General features: G+C 32.5%; 24 protein-coding genes and 1 other RNA gene. 14 read left to right on the forward strand and 11 right to left on the reverse strand.

Translation table 11 applies throughout. The annotated features are described in order from the left end of the window. Positions 1-2 precede the first annotated feature (2 nt). Genes ppk1 through ACEN2I_RS08975 form a run of 3 tightly spaced genes read left to right on the forward strand, consistent with a single transcriptional unit; the run spans position 3 to position 3619 of the window. Positions 3-2084, forward strand: coding sequence for a polyphosphate kinase 1 (gene ppk1, locus ACEN2I_RS08965; protein WP_441765759.1), 2082 nt, complete (start codon positions 3-5; stop codon positions 2082-2084). A 39-nt stretch (positions 2085-2123) separates the two neighbouring features. After that, complete coding sequence (locus ACEN2I_RS08970) at positions 2124-3014, forward strand: Ppx/GppA phosphatase family protein (protein WP_441765760.1); 891 nt, start codon at positions 2124-2126, stop codon at positions 3012-3014. Positions 3015-3037: 23 nt separating this feature from the next. Then, entirely contained in the window at positions 3038-3619 is a 582-nt protein-coding gene (locus ACEN2I_RS08975) for a TMEM175 family protein (RefSeq protein WP_441765761.1), read from the forward strand. A 45-nt stretch (positions 3620-3664) separates the two neighbouring features. Here ACEN2I_RS08975 and ACEN2I_RS08980 read toward each other — a convergent pair whose 3' ends face one another. The 3 genes from ACEN2I_RS08980 to ACEN2I_RS08990 all read right to left on the reverse strand — a co-directional run bounded on the left by ACEN2I_RS08980 (position 3665) and on the right by ACEN2I_RS08990 (position 5840). Then, a complete protein-coding gene (locus ACEN2I_RS08980) occupies positions 3665-4303 on the reverse strand; it encodes a DNA polymerase III subunit gamma/tau (protein ID WP_441765762.1) in 639 nt (212 codons plus the stop codon). Positions 4304-4362: 59 nt separating this feature from the next. Next, on the reverse strand, positions 4363-5448 hold the full coding sequence (gene dnaX / locus ACEN2I_RS08985) for a DNA polymerase III subunit gamma/tau (protein ID WP_441765763.1): 1086 nt from the start codon (positions 5446-5448) through the stop codon (positions 4363-4365). Positions 5449-5609: 161 nt separating this feature from the next. Then, positions 5610-5840, reverse strand: a complete 231-nt coding sequence (locus tag ACEN2I_RS08990; protein WP_441765764.1) for a hypothetical protein — start codon at positions 5838-5840, stop codon at positions 5610-5612. 392 nt (positions 5841-6232) lie between these two features. On the opposite strand from ACEN2I_RS08990, the gene ACEN2I_RS08995 reads away from it, so the two are divergent. The 3 genes from ACEN2I_RS08995 to ACEN2I_RS09005 all read left to right on the forward strand — a co-directional run bounded on the left by ACEN2I_RS08995 (position 6233) and on the right by ACEN2I_RS09005 (position 7491). Beyond that, entirely contained in the window at positions 6233-6484 is a 252-nt protein-coding gene (locus ACEN2I_RS08995; RefSeq protein ID WP_441765765.1) for a type II toxin-antitoxin system RelE/ParE family toxin, read from the forward strand. Positions 6485-6632: 148 nt separating this feature from the next. Continuing rightward, positions 6633-7112 carry a BON domain-containing protein gene (locus tag ACEN2I_RS09000; RefSeq protein ID WP_441765766.1) on the forward strand — a complete coding sequence of 160 codons (480 nt, stop codon included), beginning with the start codon at positions 6633-6635 and terminating at the stop codon, positions 7110-7112. A gap of 7 nt (positions 7113-7119) precedes the next feature. Beyond that, positions 7120-7491 (forward strand): LysM peptidoglycan-binding domain-containing protein, encoded by a 372-nt coding sequence (locus ACEN2I_RS09005; protein ID WP_441765767.1) that lies wholly within the window; start codon positions 7120-7122, stop codon positions 7489-7491. Positions 7492-7734: 243 nt separating this feature from the next. On the opposite strand, the gene ACEN2I_RS09010 is transcribed toward ACEN2I_RS09005, so the two are convergent. After that, positions 7735-8028, reverse strand: coding sequence for a hypothetical protein (locus tag ACEN2I_RS09010; protein WP_441765768.1), 294 nt, complete (start codon positions 8026-8028; stop codon positions 7735-7737). Between the two features lie 122 nt (positions 8029-8150). On the opposite strand from ACEN2I_RS09010, the gene rnpB reads away from it, so the two are divergent. Together rnpB and ACEN2I_RS09020 are read left to right on the forward strand one after the other, a co-directional pair. Next, positions 8151-8468, forward strand: an RNA gene (gene rnpB / locus ACEN2I_RS09015) — RNase P RNA component class A. A gap of 222 nt (positions 8469-8690) precedes the next feature. After that, positions 8691-9608 carry a ketopantoate reductase family protein gene (locus tag ACEN2I_RS09020; RefSeq protein WP_441765769.1) on the forward strand — a complete coding sequence of 306 codons (918 nt, stop codon included), beginning with the start codon at positions 8691-8693 and terminating at the stop codon, positions 9606-9608. Between the two features lie 5 nt (positions 9609-9613). On the opposite strand, the gene ACEN2I_RS09025 is transcribed toward ACEN2I_RS09020, so the two are convergent. Beyond that, a complete protein-coding gene (locus ACEN2I_RS09025; RefSeq protein WP_441765770.1) occupies positions 9614-9808 on the reverse strand; it encodes a hypothetical protein in 195 nt (64 codons plus the stop codon). Between the two features lie 182 nt (positions 9809-9990). Between ACEN2I_RS09025 and ACEN2I_RS09030 the strand changes: the two genes are divergently transcribed. Then, positions 9991-10542, forward strand: coding sequence for a hypothetical protein (locus ACEN2I_RS09030; protein WP_441765771.1), 552 nt, complete (start codon positions 9991-9993; stop codon positions 10540-10542). A 32-nt stretch (positions 10543-10574) separates the two neighbouring features. Here the strand turns inward: ACEN2I_RS09030 and ACEN2I_RS09035 are convergent, their stop codons facing one another. Together ACEN2I_RS09035 and ACEN2I_RS09040 are read right to left on the reverse strand one after the other, a co-directional pair. Then, entirely contained in the window at positions 10575-11264 is a 690-nt protein-coding gene (locus ACEN2I_RS09035) for a response regulator transcription factor (RefSeq protein WP_441765772.1), read from the reverse strand. Positions 11265-11274: 10 nt separating this feature from the next. Beyond that, positions 11275-12633: a sensor histidine kinase gene (locus tag ACEN2I_RS09040; protein ID WP_441765773.1), complete on the reverse strand. Its 1359-nt coding sequence runs from the start codon at positions 12631-12633 to the stop codon at positions 11275-11277. Between the two features lie 137 nt (positions 12634-12770). Here ACEN2I_RS09040 and ACEN2I_RS09045 point away from each other — a divergent pair, with 137 nt between their 5' ends. Beyond that, positions 12771-14882 (forward strand): TonB-dependent receptor domain-containing protein, encoded by a 2112-nt coding sequence (locus tag ACEN2I_RS09045; protein WP_441765774.1) that lies wholly within the window; start codon positions 12771-12773, stop codon positions 14880-14882. Positions 14883-14934: 52 nt separating this feature from the next. Here ACEN2I_RS09045 and ACEN2I_RS09050 read toward each other — a convergent pair whose 3' ends face one another. Both ACEN2I_RS09050 and ACEN2I_RS09055 read right to left on the reverse strand, forming a co-directional pair. Continuing rightward, the gene (locus ACEN2I_RS09050; RefSeq protein ID WP_441765775.1) at positions 14935-15540 is read right to left on the reverse strand and encodes an RsmD family RNA methyltransferase; all 606 of its coding nucleotides are present in this window, start codon (positions 15538-15540) and stop codon (positions 14935-14937) included. After that, the gene (locus tag ACEN2I_RS09055; protein WP_441765776.1) at positions 15537-16358 is read right to left on the reverse strand and encodes a DUF3822 family protein; all 822 of its coding nucleotides are present in this window, start codon (positions 16356-16358) and stop codon (positions 15537-15539) included. The genes ACEN2I_RS09050 and ACEN2I_RS09055 overlap by 4 nt, the downstream gene beginning before the upstream one ends. A gap of 327 nt (positions 16359-16685) precedes the next feature. On the opposite strand from ACEN2I_RS09055, the gene ACEN2I_RS09060 reads away from it, so the two are divergent. The 4 genes from ACEN2I_RS09060 to ACEN2I_RS09075 all read left to right on the forward strand — a co-directional run bounded on the left by ACEN2I_RS09060 (position 16686) and on the right by ACEN2I_RS09075 (position 20295). After that, positions 16686-18110 (forward strand): ATP-dependent DNA helicase, encoded by a 1425-nt coding sequence (locus ACEN2I_RS09060; protein ID WP_441765777.1) that lies wholly within the window; start codon positions 16686-16688, stop codon positions 18108-18110. Positions 18111-18195: 85 nt separating this feature from the next. Next, a complete protein-coding gene (ygiD, locus tag ACEN2I_RS09065; RefSeq protein WP_441765778.1) occupies positions 18196-19026 on the forward strand; it encodes a 4,5-DOPA dioxygenase extradiol in 831 nt (276 codons plus the stop codon). A 100-nt stretch (positions 19027-19126) separates the two neighbouring features. After that, a complete protein-coding gene (kdsB, locus tag ACEN2I_RS09070; RefSeq protein ID WP_441765779.1) occupies positions 19127-19870 on the forward strand; it encodes a 3-deoxy-manno-octulosonate cytidylyltransferase in 744 nt (247 codons plus the stop codon). 125 nt (positions 19871-19995) lie between these two features. Further along, positions 19996-20295: a hypothetical protein gene (locus ACEN2I_RS09075; protein WP_441765780.1), complete on the forward strand. Its 300-nt coding sequence runs from the start codon at positions 19996-19998 to the stop codon at positions 20293-20295. 245 nt (positions 20296-20540) lie between these two features. Here ACEN2I_RS09075 and ACEN2I_RS09080 read toward each other — a convergent pair whose 3' ends face one another. Both ACEN2I_RS09080 and ACEN2I_RS09085 read right to left on the reverse strand, forming a co-directional pair. After that, complete coding sequence (locus tag ACEN2I_RS09080) at positions 20541-22952, reverse strand: alpha-ketoacid dehydrogenase subunit alpha/beta (RefSeq protein ID WP_441765781.1); 2412 nt, start codon at positions 22950-22952, stop codon at positions 20541-20543. Between the two features lie 188 nt (positions 22953-23140). Continuing rightward, a complete protein-coding gene (locus ACEN2I_RS09085; protein WP_441765814.1) occupies positions 23141-25891 on the reverse strand; it encodes an aminopeptidase in 2751 nt (916 codons plus the stop codon). Between the last annotated feature and the right edge of the window lie 240 nt (positions 25892-26131).

The following is a 26131-nucleotide window of genomic DNA, read 5'->3' on the forward strand; positions in this document are numbered from 1 at the left end:
ACGTGCACGAACAGAAATATATAGACAGAGAAAAAAGTTGGTTAGCGTTTAATGCAAGAGTACTTCAGGAAGCGGCAGATAATACAGTGCCATTATTAGACAGACTTCGATTTGTTGGAATTTTTTCAAATAATTTAGACGAATTTTTCAGGGTACGTTATGCCGCAATTCGAAGATTGAGTCTTTCCGGAATTTCAGGCGAAAAATATCTGGGAGGTGTTTCTGCTCAGCAATTAATTAAGGATATTACAGAAATCGTAATTCAGCAGCAATCTGAAAGTTTACGTATTTTAAGTAATATTGAAGCTGAACTTGAGGCTGAAAATATTTTTATTATTAAAGAGGATGAAATTACAAAAGAGCAGGATAATTATTTAAAAGATTTTTTTACTCAAAGATTAAGTCCTGAACTTGTTACCATTATATTAAACGATCTGGCAGAATTTCCGGTTCTTAAAGACACGTTAGGATATTTGGCTGTTCGATTGGAAATGAACAAAAATGACGAAGTTCGTTACGCTGTCATAGAAATCCCTAAAACAATCAACAGATTTGTTGTATTGCCTTCTGATGATGATAAACATTATGTTATCTTAATTGATGATGTTATTCGTCATAACCTGAAAAACATTTTTAATATTTTCGACTATAAAAGTGTTTCCGCCCATATGATAAAAATCACACGGGATGCACAGCTGGACATAGACAGCGATTTGAGTAAAAGTATGCTCGAAAAAATTGCAACTTCTGTTAAAGACAGGAGAATTGGAGAACCAGTTCGTTTTATTTATGATAGTCAGATTGAAGAAGATACGCTGCATTTCTTTTTGGAAAAAATGAAAATTGTTGAAACAGATAGTATCATTCCGGGTGGAAGATATCACAATCGCCGTGATTACATGAGTTTTCCCAATTTAGGAAGGTACGATTTACTTTATAAGCCAAATGAGCCATTACCAATTCCAGGCTTGAGTTTGGGAGGTAGTATTCTGGAGAAAATCAGTAAAAAGGATTATTTGTTACACGCTCCATATCAGTCATTTTCTTACCTGACAAAGTTTTTGCGTGAAGCAGCATTAGATCCAAAAGTAACGAGCATAAAGATCACTTTATATCGTTTGGCCAAGAATTCCCAAATTATAAGTTCTCTTATAAATGCGGCAAAAAATGGTAAAAAAGTAGTGGTACAAATCGAACTTCAGGCACGTTTTGATGAGGCCAGCAATATTTCGTATGCAGAGCAAATGCAAACTGAAGGTATTGAGCTTATTTTTGGAATCAAGGGATTAAAAGTACACAGCAAAATTTGTGTAATTGAAAGAATTGAAGACGAAAAAACACGTCGATATGGCTTTATTTCAACAGGAAATTTTAATGAAGCTACGGCAAAAATTTACACAGATGTAACACTTTTTACGTGTAATCCGGGAATACTAAAAGATATCTCGAAAATATTTGAGTTTTTTGACATCAATTACAGAGTGCATCGTTACAAACATTTAATTGTGTCGCCGCATTACACCCGAACTAAATTTATCAAACTGATAGATCGTGAAATTCTGCACGCCTTGGCTGGTAGAAAAACACATATAAAATTGAAAATGAATAGTTTATCTGATTTTAAAATGATCGATAAGCTCTATGAAGCAAGCAATGCGGGGGTTAAAATTCAGCTTCAGGTAAGAGGAATCTGCTCGCTGATTCCGGGAATTCCTGGGATGAGTGAAAATATAGAGGCAATTAGTATTGTTGATAATTATCTGGAACATACGAGGGTTTATATTTTTGGAAACGCCGGTTTAAACGAAGTATACATTTCATCTGCCGATTTTATGACCAGAAATCTGGATGGAAGGGTTGAGGTTACTTGTCCAATTTATGATTTGTCCATTAAAAAAGAACTAATAGATAATTTTAATATAGCCTGGAAAGGGAATGTAAAAGTGAGGTATCATTCTTATAAACTTGACAATAAATACAAAGCCAGAAACCATCACGCTCCTTTTAGGGCACAATTGGAAACCTATAAATATTACCAGAGTAAAATTGAAATAGCCGAAGAAGCTGTTCAGAAAACAAATTAATAACCACACCAAATTTTAAATTTCAAATCATAAGTGAGCATGATTAAAATAAAAAAATTCGCAGCAATAGATATCGGTTCAAATGCCATGAGGCTTTTGATATCTAATGTTGTTGAACAAGAAGGCAAAGAACCGCAATTTAATAAAAGTTCACTTGTTCGTGTGCCAATACGTTTAGGTCAGGATGCCTTTACGGTTGGTGAAATTTCAACAGAAAATATAGACAGAATGGTTGATGCCATGAAAGCATTTAACCTTTTAATGAAAGTCCACAAAGTAGAAAGATATAAAGCTTATGCAACTTCTGCAATGCGCGAGGCTTACAATGCTAAGGAAGTTGTAGAATTGATTAAGAAAAAAGCAGACATAAAAATCGAAATTATTGATGGTAAAAAAGAAGCGGCTATTATTGCTTCAACAGATTTGCATCATTTGCTTAGAACAGATCAAACTTATCTTTTTGTGGATGTTGGAGGTGGAAGTACTGAGTTTACGTTATTTTCTGATGGAAAAATGATTAACTCAAGGTCTTTTAAAGCAGGTACGGTACGTTTATTAAATAATATGGTTCATGATGTAGTATGGGATGAAATCGAAAAATGGATAAAAACAACGACCAATGATTATGAAGAAGTAACTCTTATTGGTTCCGGAGGAAATATCAATAAATTATTTAAAATGTCCGGAAAGCAACAGGAAAAACCATTGTCATACATTTATATCAGTTCGCAATATGCCTTTTTAAACTCGCTGACTTACGAGCAAAGGATTGCTGAATTAGGTCTAAATTCTGACCGAGCAGACGTAATTATTTATGCAACCCGTATTTATTTGAATGCTATGAAATGGAGTGGAGCTCGTCAGATTTTTGTTCCAAAAATAGGACTTTCTGATGGTATCGTGAAAGCGATGTATTTTGGTAAAATTTAATTCCTTATAAAATTCTTTAATAAATGAATAAAACAAGACTTGAAGCTTTTAGTGATGGGGTTCTGGCTATTATTATCACCATTATGGTTCTAGAAATTAAAGTGCCTCACGGTACAGATTTTGCTGATTTGTTACCTTTATTTCCTAAGTTTTTAAGCTATATCCTTAGTTTTATTTATATTGGAATTTACTGGAATAATCATCATTATTTGATTCACAGTTTATCAAAAGTTAACGCAAAAGTCCTTTGGGCTAATTTGCATTTATTGTTCTGGCTGTCTTTAATCCCGGTTGCTACAGGCTGGATGGGAGAGCATAATTTTGCTAAACCATCTATGACTTTGTATGGAATTGTTATGTTTTTATCTTCTGTAGCCTATTTTATTTTACAGAGAATTATAATTATTAATGAAGGAGAAAATTCAGTATTGGCAAAAGCAATAGGAAACGATCTTAAAGGAATTACTTCTACAGCTTTGTATGTTTTTGGAATTTTTTGCTCTTTTTACAGCGAATGGATCTCTGGAGCTGCTTATCTTACAGTTGCTTTGTTGTGGCTTATTCCAGATAAAAGAATTGAGAAGATTTTTACTTCTAAAAATTAATGCAGACTAATAAAAATTTCTGTATAATAGAAAAAATAAATAATACTAAGGTAAATCCAATCCAAATGTTGAACGCAAAAGTTCAATGTTTGGGTTAATTTCTAATAAACGATTGTAGCGGTCCTGATCGTTAAAACTTCTCTTGGTTTCTATGGCTTCATTTACAATTACTTCAATTGTAATGTCGTGATTATGCAGATGTCCTTTTAGATGCCCTAAAAGTCCATTGATCTGGCTTTCAAAGTCTAGTTTAGAACCTTCGTTTGGCAATTCAAGTGTAATGACTGTTCCGTTTAGTTTTGGATCGTTAATCAATAATAAAGATTCCATAATTTTGAAACCTTTCTCACCCAAACGCTGTGCATACTTGTTCCAATACAAAAGCATATCTGTTTCAGTAAATTCTTCTCTAAGCAGAACCGAAGAAGGTTTTACATAAGATTTACTGTTAGCTTCCAACTCTTTTTTCTTTCGGATACTCGCCAATGAAAAAGCAGAAACTTTAGGCTCGTTGCTTGAAGGGATGTTATTCGTTAGGTTTTTTTCGTTTTTTGTTTCGGCTTGCGGTGTTTTAATTGTACCATTCTCAGTTTGAGAAGATAAATTGTTGTATGGATTGACATTGGAATTGATATTGTCATTGCCTTTTTCCGAAACATTTGGATCTTGACTTTCAACTTTCAACTTTGGACTTTGGACTTCAGTTATAGAGTACGCTCCATTTTTAAAATAAGTTGGCGGAATTATGAATTGCTCAACTTTTTTTTTTCTCCATCAAAGTTGATAGAGGCTAATTGCATTAGACATAATTCGACCAAAAGACGTTGATTCTGGCTTAATTTGTATTTTAAATCGCAATCGTTGGCAATGTCAATTCCTTTTAATAAAAAATCCTGAGAACATTTTTGTGCCTGTACACCATACATTTGCTGAGCTTGTTCTCCTACTTCAAGCAAGCTTAAAGTGGCAGGGGTTTTGCTAACCAATAAATCCCTGAAGTGTGAAGCTAAACCGGCAATAAAATGATGCCCGTCAAAACCTTTTGCAAGAATATCATTATAAGCCAATAAAAGATCAGGAATTTTATTTTCTAAAAGTAAATCGGTAATGTTGATGTACGTTTCGTAATCTAAAACGTTTAGGTTTTCGGTTACAGCCTGACGTGTTAAGTTGTCTCCGCAATAAGAGACCACACGGTCAAAAATCGATAACGCATCTCGCATCGCGCCATCTGCTTTTTGAGCGATAATGTGCAAAGCATCGTCTTCAAAATTTATTCCCTGACTTGTAGCAACTTCAGCCAAATGCTCTTTAGCATCTTTTACCGTAATTCTCTTGAAATCAAAAATCTGACAACGTGATAAAATCGTTGGAATAATTTTATGCTTTTCTGTTGTAGCTAAAATGAAAATAGCATGTTTTGGCGGTTCTTCTAATGTTTTTAAAAAGGCATTAAAGGCAGCCGAAGACAACATATGAACCTCGTCAATGATATAGACTTTATATTTCCCGGTTTGTGGTGGGATTCGAACCTGATCAATAAGGTTACGAATATCATCAACCGAGTTGTTGGATGCTGCATCTAACTCAAAAACGTTAAATGCAAAATCTTCATTTGGATCATCATACCCCGGCTGATTTATCTTTCTGGCCAAAATACGCGCACAGGTTGTTTTTCCAACTCCACGCGGTCCTGTGAACAAAAGTGCAGAAGCAAGGTGATTGCTTTCTATGGCATTTAGCAAAGTGTTGGTAATGGCTTTTTGCCCTACAACATCCTTAAAGGTCTGCGGGCGGTATTTACGAGCCGATACTACAAATTGTTCCATATTATCTTTTATTCGATAGCAAATATAGAGTATAATTTAATGAATTAAAAATTTAAAAATTGAAAGATTTTAAGTGTTTTCAATATCAGAAAGTAAGGTCTTATATTAATCTAAATACCATAATAATTTATACGAATCTGGTAAAGTGAATTTCAAACTACTTAAGAAGCTTCTTTTTTATCCTTAAAATTATTTTTTCTAATATTCATTCCGTAAGTGTAATTAGTTGAAAGGATTACATCGTTGCAGTCAAAATGTTTAATGATTCCGCTTTCCTGCAGAGCTACAACCCAGCACGTATTCTGATGCATTCCGTAATCAATAAGGAAAATTGCCTGACCGGTTCCTAATGGTGTTTCTACTAATATTGAAGGTTTTAATTGGTGTATCATGATTTCTAATTTTTTATAAAAGTACATTTGCTTAGAAATAAGGCAGTTATATGATTGTTGGAATTCTTTACAGAATTAAGGGAAGAAATTTTGAACTGCTTTAGATTCTCAATAATTTATGGATAAAGGCAATGTCTAACTTAAGAAAAAAAGTATCATTCTATTTATGTTTGCCTGGTTAAAAAAGATACAGAATTATTTAAATCTAATTGTAAGTTTTGATATAAAAATAATTCTTTTAAAAGTATCAAATAATAATTTGTAATAATTTTTTGTAATGAAAAATACACTATTTTTAATCTGGAAACTAAAGTCTTTATCGATGAAGGAACGAAACGGCTAAACTTTTATGTACGGTTACGCCTGCAGTATTAGACGATTTGTTTGTAGAAATGGCTGCATATCTTGAAACGGCTTCTTCAAATACAGAAAGTGAAACGAAGGAGAAAGTAAATTCCCTTTTTGAAAAGTACGGACAGAAAGTGTTTACTTCAAATCAGGGTAAAAAATATGATAAAGTAAAAGCAGAACTTTTAAGATTTAAATCTAATCATCATATTATTTTCTATCAAATAATTTCAAATCACGAAATAGAAATTATCAGGATTCTTCACGGTCGAATAGATTTAAAAAGCAAATTTTAAGGTTATCTGTGTTTTTTTAGGAAAAATCTAATGTCAAATCCACTCACTTCATGAACTGGGAAAAATATAAATACTACCTGATCATTTTATAATTTTTTTTACGCTAATTCATTTAATTTTAAATGATTAATTATAAAAAAATACCATTATGAAAATCAAATCAATTGTATTAGGAATTAGTCTTTTTCTTTCTTTGTTATCATGCGCTCCAAAAGATTCAGACATTGAAAAAGAAATTAGTGAAAAATTAAGTGATACGCCTAGTGTACAGGTTACGGTTCATGAAGGGGTAGCTACCATTGTGGGAACTTGCGACGATGATGCTTTCAAAAAAAACATAGAAAGTTCAGTTAAAGCTGTTAAAGGTGTTAAATCGGTAGTAAACAATTGCCAGATTCCACAACCAAATATTGAACCTGCAGCAGCAGCGGTTATAATTAATTCGGATAGTGATTTAGACAAATCGGTAGGGAAAGTAATAAAAGCTTATGATGGCGTGAGTGCTACTGTTGTGGGTGGTGTGGTTACACTTTCAGGAGAAATTAAAAGAAGCGAACTCCAGCCTTTGATACAAAGTATACAGGAATTAAAACCGCAAAAAGTCGATAACAAATTAACAATTAAATAATAACGCTATGAGTTTACAAGATAAATACAAAGAGTTAACAGATTTGGCGAATAATTTAGGTATATCGAATTTGGAGGTAAGGGAGCAGGATAATGTTCTATATATTGATGGAACGGCAAAATCTGCTGCAAACAAAGAAGAACTTTGGAATGCTTATGGGAAAATTGACCCAGAGTTCAGATCGGCAGATGTGGTGATGAATATTGCTGTTGTTGAACGAGAAGCTACAGAATATACAGTAAAAAGTGGAGATTCTTTATCAAAAATAGGAAAATTGCATGGCGTTTCCTGGCAGGATATTTTCGAAGCCAATAAAGATCTTATTAAAAATCCGGACCTTATTCAGCCAGGGTGGAAATTAAAGATACCAACTATGTGATTTATTTTGCGTGTTGTTTTAAAAAAGTCTTTCATTTTATGAAGGACTTTTTTTTATGTCTTTACCAAGCATGAAGCAATCTTATTTAGTGAATCAATTTACTTTTGATTGATAGCGTGACTGCTTCATGCCTCGCAATGACTAATGTAACCTAAAGCCCTAGCCCTGATGGGAGCGGCATCCTTTTTCTTGCTTCTTTAGCAAGAAAAAGATACAGCGGACAGCAGGAAACAGCTCTAGAAACTACCTTCCCTTTATACTCAAATCGAATAGAAATTTTGCTGTTTCCTGATCTGAGTGTGCGGAGAAACCTGCTACATAAACACCCTTTTTGCCTGATGTTGATTTAATTCCGTATACAACTGCCTCATCACCCGGGTCTGAATCCCCCTCGTATCGATACACATGAACAATTTCAAATTTTTCGGGATTTTTTTTAATCATGTCTGCATTTCGATTGAAATCACATGTAAATCCTTTTTCATTCAATTGATCTAAAGCCTTTGAGACAGTTGCGTAATGATACATTTTAGCCATAATAAATGAATTTAAAATTAAGGATTTTAAAGGTAACTAATTTAAAATTAAAACGTTAAGAAAGTTTTGTGAAAACTGAAAATTAAATTCTGTTTTCTTCGCTGATAAATCGCTACTTTTGCGACGCAGACCGCCTTATCGTCGTTCCGATTCGTTGGGAGGGAGGAAAGTCCGGACACCACAGAGAAGCATAGCGGGTAACACCCGTCGGCGTTAGAAATGGCGCAAGGACAAGTGCAACAGAAAGTATGTACAGGTAATGCTGTAGTGAAACCAGGTAAACTCTATGCGGTGAAATACCAAGTATATCAGCATTTAAGGGCTTCTCGTCCGTTGTTGAAGGGTAGGTAGCTTGAGTCATACAGTAATGCATGATCTAGATAAATGATAAGGCCTTGATTTATCAGGGACAGAATCCGGCTTACAGGTCTGCATTTTTTATATATTTGTGAAAGCTCTAACTCATTTTCATGAATTTTATTCCTTAAGATTTAGTGTCTATTTTTTTTAATCTTTTTTATACTGTTGAATTTTTTAATCTGCTTTGATGAATTCATTATATAAAGAAGCATTATATGTTTTTTTGGTTCAGTAAATGCTATTCACTTTTATTATAATGGCAGCGATTACGATTCTTAAAGAAAATATTTAAAACAAAATAAATGAAAACAAAAATCGGAATTTTAGGACTCGGAGGTGTTGGCGGCTATTTTGGCGGACTTTTGGCGAAGGCCTATTTTAAGTCGGATGAAATTGACATTGTCTTTATAGCTCGTGGCGAAAACCAAAAAGCAATCGCAGCCGACGGATTAAAAATCATAACTGATGATGCTGAAATGATTGTTTATCCCAATTTAGTATCGAATGATCCTGATGAAATTGGGGCTTTGGATTATTTGATTTGTGCGACAAAAACGTATGATATTGAAGAAAGTTTACTTTCATTAAAAAAATGTATTGTTCCAGAAACTATAATTCTTCCTTTGTACAATGGTGTTGATGCTCCTGAACGTATCGAGAAAATTTTTCCTGAAAATGAAGTTTTACAAGGTTGTGTATATATTATTTCGATGATTTTTTCTCCCGGAACAATCAGGAAAATCGGTTTTTATGAAAAATTGTTTTTCGGTTCAAGAACGGTTTCGGTTTCTAAGTTAGAAGAATTACAAAGTATTTTTCAAAAAGCAAAAATGGAAAGCTATTTGGTTGAAAACATTGAAGAAACAGTTTGGGAGAAATTTATATTTATTTCGGCTTTGGGTTCGGCAACCTCTTATCTGAATCAAAATATAGGTGAAATCCTTAATAATCAGCAATCAAAAGAAATTTACGTAGCATTATTGTATGAAATTGAAGCTGTTGCTAACGCAAAAGGATTACAATTACCAGCGGATATTGTAAAACAAACGATTATAAAACTAGAGAAATCGCCAAAAAATGCAACTTCATCAATGAACAGGGATTTATTAGCGGGAAACAAAACAGAAGTAACCTCGCTGACACAATTTGTAGTCAACGAAGGTTTAAAATATGGTATTGAAACTCCTCTTTATGAAAAGATTGCAAAGGTATTATTGTAATGTTACTATGATTCGTCTTTTGTAGTACGTACCAAACTGATTCCAGATGTAAAGAAAACGATTCCAAGTATTCCGTAAATAATAAGTGATTTAATATCTCGTGTTTCTCCTGAAGTACCGGCAAAAATTACTGCGGTATAAATAAGTCCGACAATTCCGAGAATAGTCAGCACTGCTCCAAAAAATCTTTTAAGGTTCATGATTTATGTTTTTAAAGGTTTATATCAAATGTACTTTTTGGATCCTTTTTAAGCGTTATACAATTACTTACAAAGCTTATATCATTTGCATACCATTAATTAAAATTTTAATGTAAGAAAATATTTTATTTTAATTGATTGTGTCGTTTAAATATTATTTTTGCTGAAAACATTTATACCATATGAAGAAGAAATACTTGTTCCTGCTTTTATCGGTTCTTTTAAATAACATTATTTATTCTCAAGAAGAAGAGGTTGTTTCTGTAGCAAAAAATCAATTTAGGATTAATATTCTATTATCTCCCGGTTTTGTTTATGAACATGGTTTTGACTCTAAGAACACGCTTTATTCAGAAGCAGGTTTGATTTTGGGTTACAGACATAGTGATTTTTATGATGAATCAACCTTGTATTTTGTACCCACTATAAATGAGCAATTTCGACATTATTATAATTTACAAAAAAGAGCCAATAAAGGAAAAAGGACAGCTCATAACTCAGGAAATTATGTAGCATTAATTGCTGTTTATAATTTTAAATCGATTTCAGTTAATGAAAAATTTAACGAATATTGTCCATCATTTACAGTTGCACCGCTTTGGGGATTACAAAGAACTTATAAAAGAAAATTCAATATTGACCTAAACTTAGGTGCCGGAGTTAATATAGATAAAAATGATACTGATTTTATTGCTCTTGCCAATTTTAGCTTAGGCTGGGTAATTGGAAAATAAGATTCAATTAAATATTGATAAACCTTGATTTATCAAGGCTTATCTATTTTAAATTCTAACCCAATATTACGAACACTTTCAATCTTGATTTTTGGATCTGAATTAAAATATTTTCTAAGCCTGCTGATAAAAACATCCATACTTCGCCCAGAGAAATAATCGTCTTTTTTCCAGACTGACATTAAAATTTGATCCCTCTTTAATAACTGGTTATGGTTCAGATATAAATACTCAATAAGAGAAGCCTCCATTTCTGTGAGCTGCTGGACATGATTTTTATTATTAAGAGTTAATCGTTCATTGTCAAAAACATAAGAGCCAATTTCAATTATATTATTCCCGTCCAGACTTCTCTTTTGTTCGATTCTCTTTAGAATATTCTGCAAACGCAGAATGAGTTCGTCGACTTCGAAGGGTTTTACGATGTAGTCATCTGCACCTAGTTTTAATCCAATGATTTTATCTTCTTTTAACTTTCTTGCGGTTAGAAAAATAAATGGAATCTCAGGATTGACTGTAATGATTTTTTCAGCCAATGAAAATCCATCCATTTTTGGCATCATGACGTCAAAAACACATATATCAAAAGTCTGATTTTTAAAATAGTCCAGCGCTTTTTCTCCATTTTCTGCCCAGATTACTTCAAATTGTTGCAGTTCTAAATATTGTTTTAAAATGGATGCAAAATCAAAATCGTCTTCGGCTAAAAGTAATTTTTTCAAAATAAGGTGATTAAACTTTTAATAAAATAGTAAACTGGGTTCCTTTTCCTAAATCACTCACAACATTAATAGTTCCCTGATGTGCTTTTATAATTTGATCGACATAATACAGTCCTAAACCTAAGCCTTTTGTGTTATGTAGATTTCCTTGTTGGACGCGATAGAATTTTTCAAAAAGAAGTGATTGTTTGTTTTTTTCAATTCCAATTCCGTCATCTTCCACACTAATCGAAAATTGATTTTGTACGATTCTTGTTTTGATCGTAATCGTATTCGAACCATATTTTACAGCATTTTCCAAAACATTTAAAAAAGCAGTTGTCAGGTGGAACTTATCTAAAACTAAAATTGTTTTCTGTGTTTGAAAATCAGTTTGAAGGTTGATTTTTGGGAATGTAATTTTAAAATCATTTATGATGGAAAGCAGAAAGTCTTCGGTTTCTATTTTTTCTTTTTGCAATTCAATTTCGTTTTCAGCTAGAGAATTCGCCATAACCTGATCGATTAAACTTTGTAGACGATTGTTTTGGCGAGAAATTGTATTGACAATGGCATTGAAATTTTCATCGTTTTCACGAATGCTTTTCTGTTCCAGAATTTTGGTAGAAATACCCAAAGTTGCCAAAGGCGTTTTGAGTTCGTGCGTAATATTATTGATGAAGTCCGTTTTAACATCAATGACTTTTTTGTGTTTGATTAAAGCTTTAATGGCGATTGTAAAAAGCGTAATGAGCGTTAAAATTGAAAGTAGTGACAACATCAGAATGAAAGTCATTCGTCTTAAAATAATCATTTCCCAATCAATAACAGAAACATACATGGAATCTTCGGTTAGTAATTTATAACCCTGTTTTTCAAAAGTTCCGTTAGTTGTTCCAACATAATTCCGAACCAGAAAAGCATGATTTAAAGATGCTAAATTGCCATATAATTTGTTTTGGATAAAAGGTTTTTCAGAGAAAATGGTATCAGCTTTTTGAGCATTTTTGTACAAAATGAACTTATTAAGCACAATCGCAAAGTCGATTTTTAAATTAGGTAAATCCCTTTCGAGTTTTCGTTTGATTTTTTGTGTTAAGGCATCGCTGAATTCATTTTTAAGAATACCATTCTTAATATCAATTTTATTCTTTTCCCCCTTAATATAATTTTCTGATAATTGTTTATACAGCGTTTCCTTTTTTGAAACAATAACCGAATCAATATCGCTGTAATTATTCGAAATCTGAGCAATCTCGTTTTTTATTTCAATATGAAACTGGGCCACTTTATAGTCGTAAGCGGTTTTTACCAAATAACATTGCACTGTCGATAAAACGATCAGCGCGACGATTGAAAACGCAATTAACAAGTTGATTTTTTGTTTCATAAATCTGAAAATTCTTTTTCAAAAATAAAGCTTTTATGATACATTCTGCGCTTTAACCTTGCATTAACCTCCAATTAACTTTCGCATTACTTTTTTAGAAGCATTTTTGCACCAGCTTAATTTAAAATCCTTGTAAAATGAATATTTATCTGCCTTTAAAACTTCTAATATTGTTATTTCTTTTTTTTCTTTCTTTTACTGCTAAAGCCCAAAATGAAACACCGAAAGACAGTATTTCAAATGAGTTAAATGATGTTGTAATCAGTCAAAATAAAAAGACATTTACTAACATCAACGGCAACATAAAAGTAGACGTTGCGAATTCTATTTATAATTCGATTCCCAATTCGGTTGATTTACTGGCTAAATTACCAACGATTCAAATTAGTTCAGATAAAGAAAACATTATAGTTGTTGGTAAAGGAAATCCGTTGATTTATATAGACAATCAAAAATCAGGTATGAATGATTTGAATGCTTTGTCTGTTGCTGATATAAAAACGATTGAAATTATTCAGAATCCATCTTCTAAATATGAAGCCGAAGGAAGATCTGTGATTTTGATTACTCGAAAATTCAGCAAAAAAGATAGTTTTAGAACTGAAATTTCAGAAGTTGCTTCTTTCAAAAAACACTACAATAATTACCTTGGATTTAATTGGGGTTTCAAAAAAAACAAATTAGAATGGAAAGTGAATTTTAATTACAATCGATTAAATCCTTGGGAAAATCATAGCATTGATTATCAAATTACTGATGCCGATATTGCCTCTAAATATGAGGTTACGGCTAACAGTAAAATAAATCAATTTGTTTTTGGAGGAGGTTTGTTTTATAAAATAAACGATGATGATTCATTTTCGTTTACTATAAATAGCAAGTTACACGCAGACGAATTTCCTATTAATACATTTACGGAGAATAAAAATAAAGAGGCGTTAAATAACGTCGTTACTTTGAGTGAAAATGACAATAGAAAGAATTTTGTTAATTCATTTTTAAATTATACTAAAATAATAAAATCAATTGACACACAGTTATTTACTGGATTTCAATATTCAAATTTCGATCGAAGTTCGTTGAGTTATGTTCAAAATAATTTTAACGATACAGCGTTCGAATTGGAACAAATTCGCGATCAAAAGTTTAAAGTTGATGTTTTTTCAGGAAGAGCAGACCTAGAGAGAAAGTTCAAAAGTGAATTGAAATTAGAATTTGGAGGATTGTATTCTTCTGCGAATTCAAAATCTGATTTTGATATATTTTATTATGATACTAGTAAAAATGAGATCAGTCATTATGATTTTAAAGAAGAAAATTCGGCAGGCTATACACAGCTTTCAGGTAAATTCAGGGAAATAGATTTTTCAATTGGGCTTCGCGTTGAAAACACTAAAGTACTCGGGAAATTCAAAGCTGATGTATTACCTTTAATTGATAAAAATTACACCAATTTATTTCCAAAAGCGCAATTTACATTCGTCATTGATAGTGCCAAAAGTATCAGTTTAAATTATGCTAAAAGTATTTCTAGACCTAATTACTCCTCTTTAAGCAATAGCGCGACGTATATAAATCCTTATTTTTTGTATGCTGGAAACATTAATTTGGATCCTACTTTTACAAACGAAATTTCATCGACTTTTCAGTATCATGAGAAATCGGTTAAGTTGAGTTTTTATCAGAATAAAAATCCGGTATTTAACAGTTTTTTTTATGATAAGACACAAAATATAATGACTTTTAAAGAGGTTAATCTGGATAAGGAATCAGGTTTTAATTTAGATTTTGAAATTCCATTTAGTTATAAATTATGGACAACAACGAATTCTGTAATTTTGAGTTTAGCTAAGATTGAAGACACTTCGGCAGTATTTTTAACTTCAAAACCTTATATGTATTATTATTCAAACAATGAATTTAAGCTCCCTAAAAATTATACGTTTGTTGTAGGCTGGTGGGGTGCGACAAAACAAAATAAAGGTATTTTTGAAGATGATGCCAATTTTATTATGGACGCATCACTTTCTAAAAAAATAAAAAAATGGAACTTTACGCTGAGTTGCAATGACATCTTTAAAAGTACAATTTATAAAGAGCAATTTACCATCAATTATGTCCGTTCAAAAGCAAGATATGTGGTTAATGCAAATGAAATTTCTATTGCTGTCCGGTACTCTTTCGGGAAAATAAAAGAAAGCGAATTCAACGAAAAAAGAGTTGATGAAAATGAAAACAGAATTAGGTAAAACAAAAAGAACCTTGAATTTCAAGGGACTTTTTATAGTTTGATAAGGTAGATTATCCTTCGTCTTCGTCTACTATTTTTAGAGGCGAAACACTCGGAAGTTCTTCATCATCATCAGTTGAGTTCAATTCGAAAAAACTAAAAAAAGAACCGCCATAACTTTTCTGGAAAGAGAAATTACTCAAATGTTCCATTTTTGTATATTTAGAATGTTCTATTATCATCATTCCATCTTCATGAAGCAACTCTCTTTCAAAAACTGTCAAAACAATTTTTTCAAAAGCGGACTGATCTAATCCATAAGGCGGATCAGCGAAAATAATATCATAAGAAGTTTTACAGTTTTCCAGAAATTTATAAACATCACTTTTGGTTGCAGCGATATCAAAATCATATTCTGATGCAACCTGTTTAATGAATTTTACGCAGCCAAAATCACCGTCAACAGATGTAATGGGTGCGCTTCCGCGTGAAGCAAATTCAAAACTAATATTTCCGGTTCCCGAAAATAAATCTAAAACTTTTAATCCGTCAAAACTAAAATGATTGTTCAAAACATTAAATAATGCTTCTTTGCTCATGTCAGTTGTAGGTCTTACAGGAAGGTTTTTTGGCGGAAAAATGCGGCGCCCTTTGTATTTTCCAGAAATGATTCTCATGATTGAAATAAGATATAATGTTTTTGATTTTCGATAGTCGAGAAGCTGTTTTTTTGCTGTAAAGTGCTTACATCCAAAAAGGATATATTACGAATGTACTTGTATGCTATGGCATAAAACGGATCGTTTTTGTCGATTGTGCCTAATAATTCGAGTGGGAAAATTTCGGGATTTAGACTCAATTGCTCGGCGGTAAAAAGCAAATAATAAATAAAGTCTTCCGGTGTATGATACTCAAAAGAATTAAAGAACAAGAGTTTTTGGTTTTCAACTACGATAATTTCAAAATGCTCCGGATTAAAATTGACGATCATTTTTTTGTCGTCATTATTTTTTGAAGACTCAAGAATTTTTTCCACCAAAATACTATTCACATGCTTGTAATCAAAAGAGCCAACATTGTCAATCAGAAAGTTATTAATATTTACATACGGAATATAAACCGCATTCATTTCGTAATTTGAAATTTTATCGTATGTAAAAAAATCGGTTTCAAAAACTTTTGTGGTGTATTGTAAATAGCTTCCCAGATAATTTTCATCAAAAAGCGCCGTTGGTACAAATGTTGAAAGATTGTTATTATGAATTACCATAATTTCATCATACGTACCTTTTAGTTCAGGATATTTTTTGAAAGCTTCTGCGAAGGACTCCTCAATTTTAGCTGTTTTTTTTGAATTATCAAACTGAACTTCATTGAACGAAGTAATAGTGTTATTTAATGTATCAAAACAACAAAAAGAAAATCCGTTCAGGGAAACCTGAATAGAAAGTTTTCTATAAAGTTTTGATGTAATATTAGTATTTTGAAATGCCATAATTTGATTTTCAATTCATTACCTGTTCTAGTATCAAGAAGGAATTTAATTCGAACACAAACTTACAAATAAAATAAATAACAATATCAATAACAATATCAATGTCAATGGGAAAAATTGAATTTTCAATTTCAAAAATTGCTAAGCAAAGAAATCAATTTTAAGTTAATTAAACATTTTGAAATTGATATTATTTATTTAACATTAACATTGAAGTTGTATTTAGACTTTTAGATTAATATTGAAATTGATTATTGATATTGGCATCGATTTTTGTCATTGCCATTGCCGTTTAAAAGTGCGTACTTTGTAATTCAACTTTACTCTATGAATTCAGCATTGTTTTACGGCATTTTACAAAGAAAATTTCCTTTTGCACCAACTTATAAGCAGGATATTTTTTTTCAAAAAATCGCTATTTTTTTGACCGAATCTGCTAACGATACGATTTTTGTACTGAAGGGCTATGCAGGAACAGGAAAAACAACCGTGATTTCGACTATTGTAAATAATCTGGGAGAAATTAACAAGAAATTTGTTTTGCTCGCACCAACAGGCCGTGCAGCAAAAGTAATTGCCAATTACTCGAATACACCGGCTTTTACAATTCATAAAAAAATATATTTTCCAAAAAAGACTTCGGGAGGTGGTGTGGCTTTTACCAAACAGGTCAACAAACATAAAAATACGATTTTTATCGTCGATGAGGCTTCGATGATTTCAGACAGCAATTCCGATTCGAAAGTGTATGATAATGGATCGCTTCTGGATGATTTGATTCAGTATGTGTATTCGGGAACCAATTGCAAAATGATTCTATTGGGAGATACGGCCCAGCTGCCTCCCGTGAATTTAGATATTAGTCCTGCGCTTGATACACATACTTTGGGTGCACATTACGATAAAGAAATTGAACATATAGAATTGGACGAAGTAATGCGTCAGGAGGAAAGTTCGGGGATTTTGTATAATGCTACCGAATTGAGGGAATTGCTGAAAGATAGTTTTATTACCGAATTTAAATTTAATGTAAAAAAGTTTAAAGACATTGTTCGTTTGACGGATGGTTATGATATTCAGGATGCCATAAATACTGCGTACAGCAATTACAGTATTGAAGACACGGCTTTTATTGTACGTTCGAATAAAAGAGCCAATCAGTACAATGAACAAATTAGAACCCGAATTTTGTTTAAGGAAAGCGAACTTTCTGTAGGAGATTTTTTGATGGTGGTAAAGAATAATTATTTCTGGCTAAAAGAAACCGATGAAGCCGGATTTATTGCCAACGGAGATATTATAGAAGTTCTCGAAATGTTCGGAATTAAAGAATTGTACGGATTTACTTTTGCGAAAGTAAAAATCAGAATGGTCGATTATCCAGATCAGAAACCTTTTGAAACGGTTTTGCTTTTGGATACCATTAAAAGTGAATCGCCATCATTAACCTACGAAGAATCAAATCGTTTGTATGAAGAAGTGATGAAAGATTATGAAGACGAAACTACGAAATACAAGAAATTTCAAAAGGTAAAAAATAACGAATATTTTAATGGGCTGCAGGTCAAATTCTCATACGCTATAACCTGCCATAAATCACAGGGAGGGCAGTGGAATACCGTTTTTATTGAGCAGCCGTATTTGCCAAACGGAATTGATCGTGATTATATTCGCTGGTTGTATACAGCAATGACCCGTGCAAAAAATAAGTTATATTTGATAGGATTTAAAGATGAAAGTTTTGTAGAGTAAAATACTAATTTCGATTTACACGAATTATTTTTAAGATTTGAATTAATGATAATCTGTGAAATTCGTGTTTCATATTAACGCAACAATGACAACACTAAACGACTTACATTTGATTTCGTCTGCGTTCTCGAATACAGATAAAATGCCGGTTTTGTTTTTAGGACATGGAAGTCCGATGAATGCGATTGAAGAAAATCAGTTTGTGGCGGGTTTTCGAAATCTGGCTAAAACATTGCCACAGCCGAATGCGATTTTGTGTATTTCGGCGCATTGGTTTACGAACGGGACCAAGGTAACTTCGATGCAAATGCCTAGAACCATTCATGATTTTGGCGGTTTTCCGCAGGCACTTTTTGATGTGCAATATCCTGCAAAAGGAAGTCCCGAACTGGCTCTGGAAACTAAGAAAATATTAGAACCTGTAAATGTCGATTTAGACGAGCATTGGGGGTTAGATCATGGCGCCTGGAGCGTAATCAAACATTTATACCCAAATGCAGACGTTCCGGTAATTCAGCTAAGTATTGATTATACCAAGTCAGGTCAATATCATTTTGAACTGGCACAGAAACTGCAATCATTGCGCCACAAAGGAGTTTTGATTATAGGAAGCGGAAATATCGTTCACAATTTGCGTTTGGTTGATTTCAGAAATTTTGATAAAGATAATTACGGTTTTGACTGGGCAATTGAAGCTCGTGAAACGATCAATAATTATTTACTGGATGGAAACTTCCAGCCTTTGATGGATTTTGAGAAAATGAATAAAGCCATTCAATTGGCTATTCCAACTCCGGATCATTATTTACCTTTGCTTTATACTTTAGGTTTAAAAGAAGAGTCGGAAGAATTGAGTTTGTTTAATGACAAATTGTTGGCGGGTTCATTGAGTATGACTTCGGTAAAAATTATATAAAAAAAACCTTTGTGAATCTCTGTGAAAGCTTAGTGTAACTTTGTGTTATAACTTTCTCACAGAGACTCACAAATAATAAAAGATAAAAAATAGATTTAAAATGAAAATAATAGCTGTAATTCCGGCACGATATGCATCCACACGTTTTCCTGCAAAATTGATGCAGGATCTGGGAGGTAAAACTGTAATTCTAAGAACTTATGAAGCATCTGTTGCTACAAAATTGTTTGATGATGTGTTTGTCGTAACCGACTCTGATTTGATCTATAATGAAATTATTTCGAACGGCGGAAAAGCTATTATGAGCGTCAAAGAACACGAATCAGGAAGTGACCGTATCGCAGAGGCAATATATAGTTTAGATGTAGATATTGTGGTAAATGTGCAGGGTGATGAACCTTTTACAGAAGCCGGGCCTTTGGAACAAATGTTATCAGTATTTAAAAACGATGAAGATCATAAAATTGATTTAGCTTCACTAATGCGTGAAATTTCAGATGAAGACGATATCAGTAATCCGAATAATGTAAAAGTTGTTGTTGACCAGTCACAGTTTGCGTTGTATTTTTCTCGTTCTGTAATTCCATATCCTAGAGATAAGGATGTTGGTGTACGTTATTTTCAGCATATCGGAATTTATGCTTTTAGAAAACAGGCTTTATTAGATTTTTACAGTTTACCAATGAAGTCATTGGAAGCTTCTGAAAAACTTGAGCAATTACGTTATTTAGAATTCGGAAAACGCATTAAAATGGTTGAAACTACTCATGTTGGAATTGGAATTGATACAGCTGAAGATTTAGAAAAGGCGAGGGCTATTTTGGCATTAAAAAAAGATTTATAAAACTCCAAATAATGAAAACAAAAAAGTTAATATTTTTGATAGGTGTTTTTTTTACTTTTTTTTGTTTTCAAGCTTTCAATACAGTCAAAAAATTATGAGGGAATATACCACAACTTGAAGCTATTTTGATAGCAGAAATATTTGTTAAAGAAAATAGCTACACTTTATCAAATCCAAACAAATCCAATTTGAAGTTGGAACGTTATGAAGATGAAATTAATATTGATAAAGTATTAAAGACACGTTATAATACGTTATATGAAAAAGCTTTTTGTATAAGTGGTGATGAGAGAGGCTGGCATGTAGGTTTTTTATCCAGATCAGTCGATGTAAAAAAAATAACTAAAAAACAGGAAGAATCTGATTTGTCAGGAAGAGTTGTATTTGTAAGTAAGGATGGCAAGGAGATTTTTTATGATGCATAAAGATCCAAGGTTTTCATTTTTTAAAAAATTGGAATTCTAAAATAAACTTAAAATTTCTGATAAAAAATTAATGCGATAGCCCTGATAGAAGCGGTATCCTTTTTATTCGCTTTTTTGCGGATAAAAAGATACAAGTGAATAGCAGGAAACAGGAAATAGCTTCTAAAAATTGTATTTAAATTCTATAAAAAGAAAGCTCCAAGTAAATTAATTTGGAGCTTTTATATTAAAACCGAATTAAACTCTTAGTATAGACTTGGGAACTTAGTTGGGTTCACTTCATGCATCATATCGTAAACTTTTTCGAAAATATCTTCAGCAGAAGGTTTCGAGAAATAGTCACCATCAGTTCCGTAAGCAGGTCTGTGTGCTTTTGCTGCCAGGGTTTGAGGTTTGCTGTCCAAATAATTGTAGGCATCCTGTTCTTCCAGAATTTGCTGTAAAATATAAGCAGAGGCTCCACCTGGAACATCTTCGTCTATTACTAATAAACGATTTGTTTTGGCTATGCTTTTTACAATATCCTTATTGATATCAAAAGGGAGCAATGACTGGATGTCAATAACTTCGCAATCAATTCCTAAATCTAATAATTCTTTAGCGGCTTGTTCTACCAACCTTAATGTTGATCCGTATGAAACGAGTGTGATATCTGTACCTTCTTTTAAGGTTTCAACTACACCAATTGGTGTTTTGAATTCACCAAAATTCAAAGGTGTTTTTTCTTTTAAACGATAGCCATTCAGACATTCGATTACTAAAGCAGGCTCATCGCACTCGAGCAATGCGTTATAAAAACCTGCTGCCTGAGTCATATTTCTTGGAACCAGAACATGAATACCACGAACAGCATTAATGATCATTCCCATTGGGGAACCGGAGTGCCAGATACCCTCTAAACGGTGTCCTCGGGTTCTGATGATTAAGGGTGCCTTTTGTTTTCCAACTGTTCTGTATTGCAATGTTGCCAAATCATCACTCATGATTTGAATCGCATATAATAAATAATCTAAATACTGAATCTCGGCAATAGGACGTAGACCTCGTAAAGCCATTCCGATTCCCTGACCAATAATTGTAGCTTCACGAATACCGACATCGGCAACACGAAGTTCTCCGTATTTTTCCTGCATTCCCTCTAAGCCTTGGTTTACATCACCAATATTTCCAACATCTTCGCCAAAAATTAAGGTTTCCGGATATTTTGTAAATAAAGCGTCAAAGTTGTCACGAAGTATCATTCGGCCATCTAAGTCTGGTTTTGCATTCTCTGCATATTCAGGCAATACTTTTTGCACAGAAAAAACATTTGATTGTGATTCAGAATGCAAATGACTACTAAATCTTGGCTGCGTTAAAGCAATGTAGTTTTTTATCCAATTGGATACTAAAATTTTATTATTAGGGACCTCTACAAAGCGCAATATTCTTCTGGTGATCATTAACATTTCCTTTTTTAGAGGATCTTTAATGACTTTTAATTCTGATATGTATTTTTGAATCTTATCTTTATGATTGATACTGGCATCAGAAATTTGCTCTAATAAAACTAAAAGATTTTTTTGATCTTCAATAATTGGATTGATGAATTGGTTCCACGCTTCTTTTTTAGCTTCCAGAACTTCTTTTTTTATTTGCGATTCCATCTCTACCAATTCTTCAGGAGATGCAATATTAATGGCAATCATCCATAGACGCATCTGACGAATACAGTCGTAATTTTTTTCCCAGTCCAGTCTTTCGCCATTTTTATAGCGTTCATGTGATCCGGAAGTGGAGTGTCCTTGCGGTTGAGTTAACTCATTTACGTGAATTAAAACCGGAATATGCTGCTCGCGCGCAATAGCTGCGGCTCTTTCATAAGTAGAAACTAACTCGGCGTAGTCCCAGCCTTTTACCCTAAAAATTTCATATCCGTTTGAGTCTTCATCACGTTGGTATCCTTTTAGTATTTCGGATATATTTTCTTTAGTTGTCTGATGTTTGGCATGTACAGAAATTCCGTATTCATCATCCCAAATACTTACTACCATAGGAACTTGTAAAACTCCGGCAGCATTTATGGTTTCAAAAAACAAACCTTCAGAAGTACTTGCATTTCCAATAGTTCCCCAGGCAATTTCATTTCCGTTTACAGAGAATTTGTCTTTAATTTTTATTCCGTCAACATTTCTGTAAATTTTGGATGCCTGAGCCAATCCCAATAATCTTGGCATTTGTGCGGCTGTGGGGGATATGTCTGCGCTTGAGTTTTTTTGTTTTGTTAGGTCTTTCCAGGAACCGTCTTCATTTAAACTGTGGGTAACAAAGTGTCCGCCCATCTGTCTTCCGGCTGACATTGGGTCAAAATTCAAATCGGTATGACCATATAATCCTGCAAAAAACTCTTTTGGAGTAAATTGACCAATTGCCATCATAAAAGTCTGGTCGCGGTAGTATCCTGAACGGAAATCTCCGTTTTTAAATGCTTTTGCCATGGCAAGCTGCGGTACCTCTTTACCATCTCCAAAAATTCCAAATTTGGCTTTTCCGGTCAATACTTCTTTGCGCCCTAAAAGACTGCATTCCCGACTGGTAACTGCAATTTTGTAGTCATTTAATACTTCAGTTTTAAAATCTTCAAAGGTCAGAGTTGTATTGTTTTTTTCTTTAATCATAATCTGGAATGGCCATGTTTAGACTGCGAAATTACTCAAAATCTATCAATAATCATAATTCCTTAAAATAAATATAATTTAATTATATGTATTTAAATCCTAAAAACTACGTATTTTTTTTGATTATTATTTGGTGTAAACAAATTAAAAATGATAATAATTCATTTTTTTGTTTAAAATTCGATTGATTAAAACCATTTTCGGGTAAAAAGATTAATTAATGTTTTTGGGGATAATGTGATAACAAATCGTATTTTTTCATCATATTTATTTTGAGAAATTTCCCAGCCGTTATTTGAATAAACCGGAAAATAAACTTCAAAATAGTCCGGTACAAGATTCAATCGGATACCGCTGTCATACACAAACTGTTCTTTTTGATGTTTGTTTTTCATGAAACCCAGATCGCCATATGCTTCAATCCAGTTCCAAATAGAATAACTTGCATTTAAAGTGGTCATCCAGAGATTTGCGTATCTGGGTTTGATCATAGACTTAAATCCACCTTCGGCAATGATATATTGCTGACTAAAAAAACCAGTACTTTCTGATCTTCCATAAAAATTGTAATCAAATAAATAATCTGTTGGGCGATCTAATCCAAAGCTAAAATAATCTGAATTTGATGTGTTGTATAAAAAACTTCCCGCATATAATCTTAAATTCAATTTACGATTGTTTTCAAATAGTCTTCTGTATTCAATTTCTCCGGCCAGTTTTCCGAAGTTACCCGCAAACTGTAGATCTGTCATAAAACTAAAATGATTAATTAATTCTGTTTTTGTATTAATGTAGCGTGCATTAAAAACAGAATAATTAGGCTCTGAATTATCAGTTATATAATCACTTGCTTCACGATTTACAATTACCTGACGAGCCATAATAAGCTGTTTTCTATTATCTCTGAAATTTTGCTCTCGTATTCGAAGCTGTACCATAGGATTTAATCTAAAATAAGCAGCATCAGGAGCATAGTGAAAATAGTTTTGACTAATAGAGTATCTCACATTATAAAGCGTGCTATTACGATAATATTCATTCCATGAAAAGGCAGATGAACCTGATATTGTTCCTGTATTAATCGAATAAGCAGGATTAACATCAAATGTAAAAGGCTTGTCTAATATGGTTTTGTTATGAAAACGTACTCCGGGGATAAAACCATCATATAAATTATAACCCAGTGTTGGTACATATAATATCTGATTATAATATGGATCTTCTAAATCTTTCATAAAATTAAATTTTATGGGACGATTTGTTATTGCCAGACTTTTTAATGATTTCCAATTGTTTCGCTGATTGTATTCAGGAACTTCATTGTCATAATTTAAAACAATTTTATCAGCATTTTTTCTTTCAAAAATATAAATGGAATCATTGTTCTTGGGTTCAATCCATTGTTTAAAAACGACTTTGTTTTTTTTGAGTCCGTAAACCGGAACCGGGACATAGGTTTTTGTCTTATTTCGTATTGAAAACTGAATACTGTCTTTTGTTCTTGAAACATCTGAAAACTTATAATCGATAATTTCTCTCGAATCAATAATGGTTTCAAAAAACCAATCAATTTTTTTTGAACTTTTTTCAGTTAGTATTTTTTCAAAATCATATCTGTTGGTTTGCTGCATTTTATTGAGCCCATAAAATTCCTGAATACTTTCGGGCACAACATTATAATCTAAATAATCATCTAAATAACTCAAACTTAAACCTGCCCGATATTTACCCGCAATCTGTTCGTTAAATTTTATGAGTGTATTTTTTGGGTTACCCAAAGGCTGATCCAGATTTTTTCGTGCCATCAGCATATAGTAATAACTGTATTGCTCATTAAAAGTCAGATTGGTAATATTATAACTTTTAAAGAGTTTCATTTTTGAAAGCCTACCCAGCATTTTCTCATCTAAGTGGTTTTCTTCCATGTATTTCATCATGGCGTAAATCTGGATTCCATCATAAACCCAACTATCTTTTCGGGGATCTAAGCGCAGGCTATGTTGGAGATAATTATTTAAATATGTTTTTAAAAAAGTGATTTCAAACATAAACTCATCTGAAAAAGGACTTATAAAAGACGGCAGCTGATTAAGTCCGTAAAAGGGATTCCGATCATAATCTGCCTGGGAAACCGTGATTTTTTCATGTGGATATTTTCCAATAAAATCATTGGTAAAAGAGACTACTTTATTAATGACTATCGCTTTTTGGATTTCATCAAGTTTTTTATTTTTTAAATTTGAAAGAACTTCGACTTCACCGTTATTATAACTGTTGAAAGTGTTTTGTTTGTCGATAAATAAATTGACATCAGTTCTGTTTGCTCCAGAAAAAAGATAAATACTGAATGAAGTATTGGATGAATTTTTTGAAATTGAATTCAGATCTGTGGTAACGGTATATTGATTAGGGATTTTAATTTCTAATTCATAATCAGTTACAGCGTTTGCAATATCATCTAAATTGAAGTTATGGTATTTTATAAAATGATTATCTTCAAAGCGGGCAGGAGATAAAAACCAGTTTTTAAGGTTCATTCCTCCGTTTTGCGTGTATCCGTAACGTGTGAATTTGTCACTTGGAATTTTAACAATGTAAGTAAGATGTAAATCAAACTTTTCATTTGGGGGTAGTTTTTTTGGCAGTTTAATTACAATATAATCAGGGTTTTCATCGGTTCTTTCCCATTCCAGAGCCATGTATTGAGTATCTGTCAATTCAAGTATGGTCGTGCTTCCACGTTCTTCGGGCTTAGCCAAATGAAAACCTTTATAAAACTCATCTGAAAAGCGCAATGCAAGTGGCGTATTTTTATTAGAAAAAGCATTGTTCCAGTCATTCAAAACAATAGCACTCAAAGAATCATTTGAAGTATTGTAATATGCAATATCCTGTTTTATATTCAGTGTCTTAAGTTCAAGATTCACCGCCACTTCCATCTTAGACTGATGTTGAGCGTATTGTTTTAATGAGGACATTAAAACAAAAATAAAAAAAATAATTTTAGAAATTGATTTCAATTATGGCTTAAAATTTAGGTATATAACTTAAGTTACGGGCTTATTGCTGTTTTGGTTTTATTGTAAAAATAGTATAAAAAAAGCTGTTTAAAAAACAGCTTTCATTTTTTAAAAAAGTGATGAAAATTTCACCTTATTATACGTTCATTTAAGTTTTTC

Source organism: Flavobacterium sp. W22_SRS_FK3 (assembly GCF_052113665.1).
GTDB lineage: Bacteria > Bacteroidota > Bacteroidia > Flavobacteriales > Flavobacteriaceae > Flavobacterium.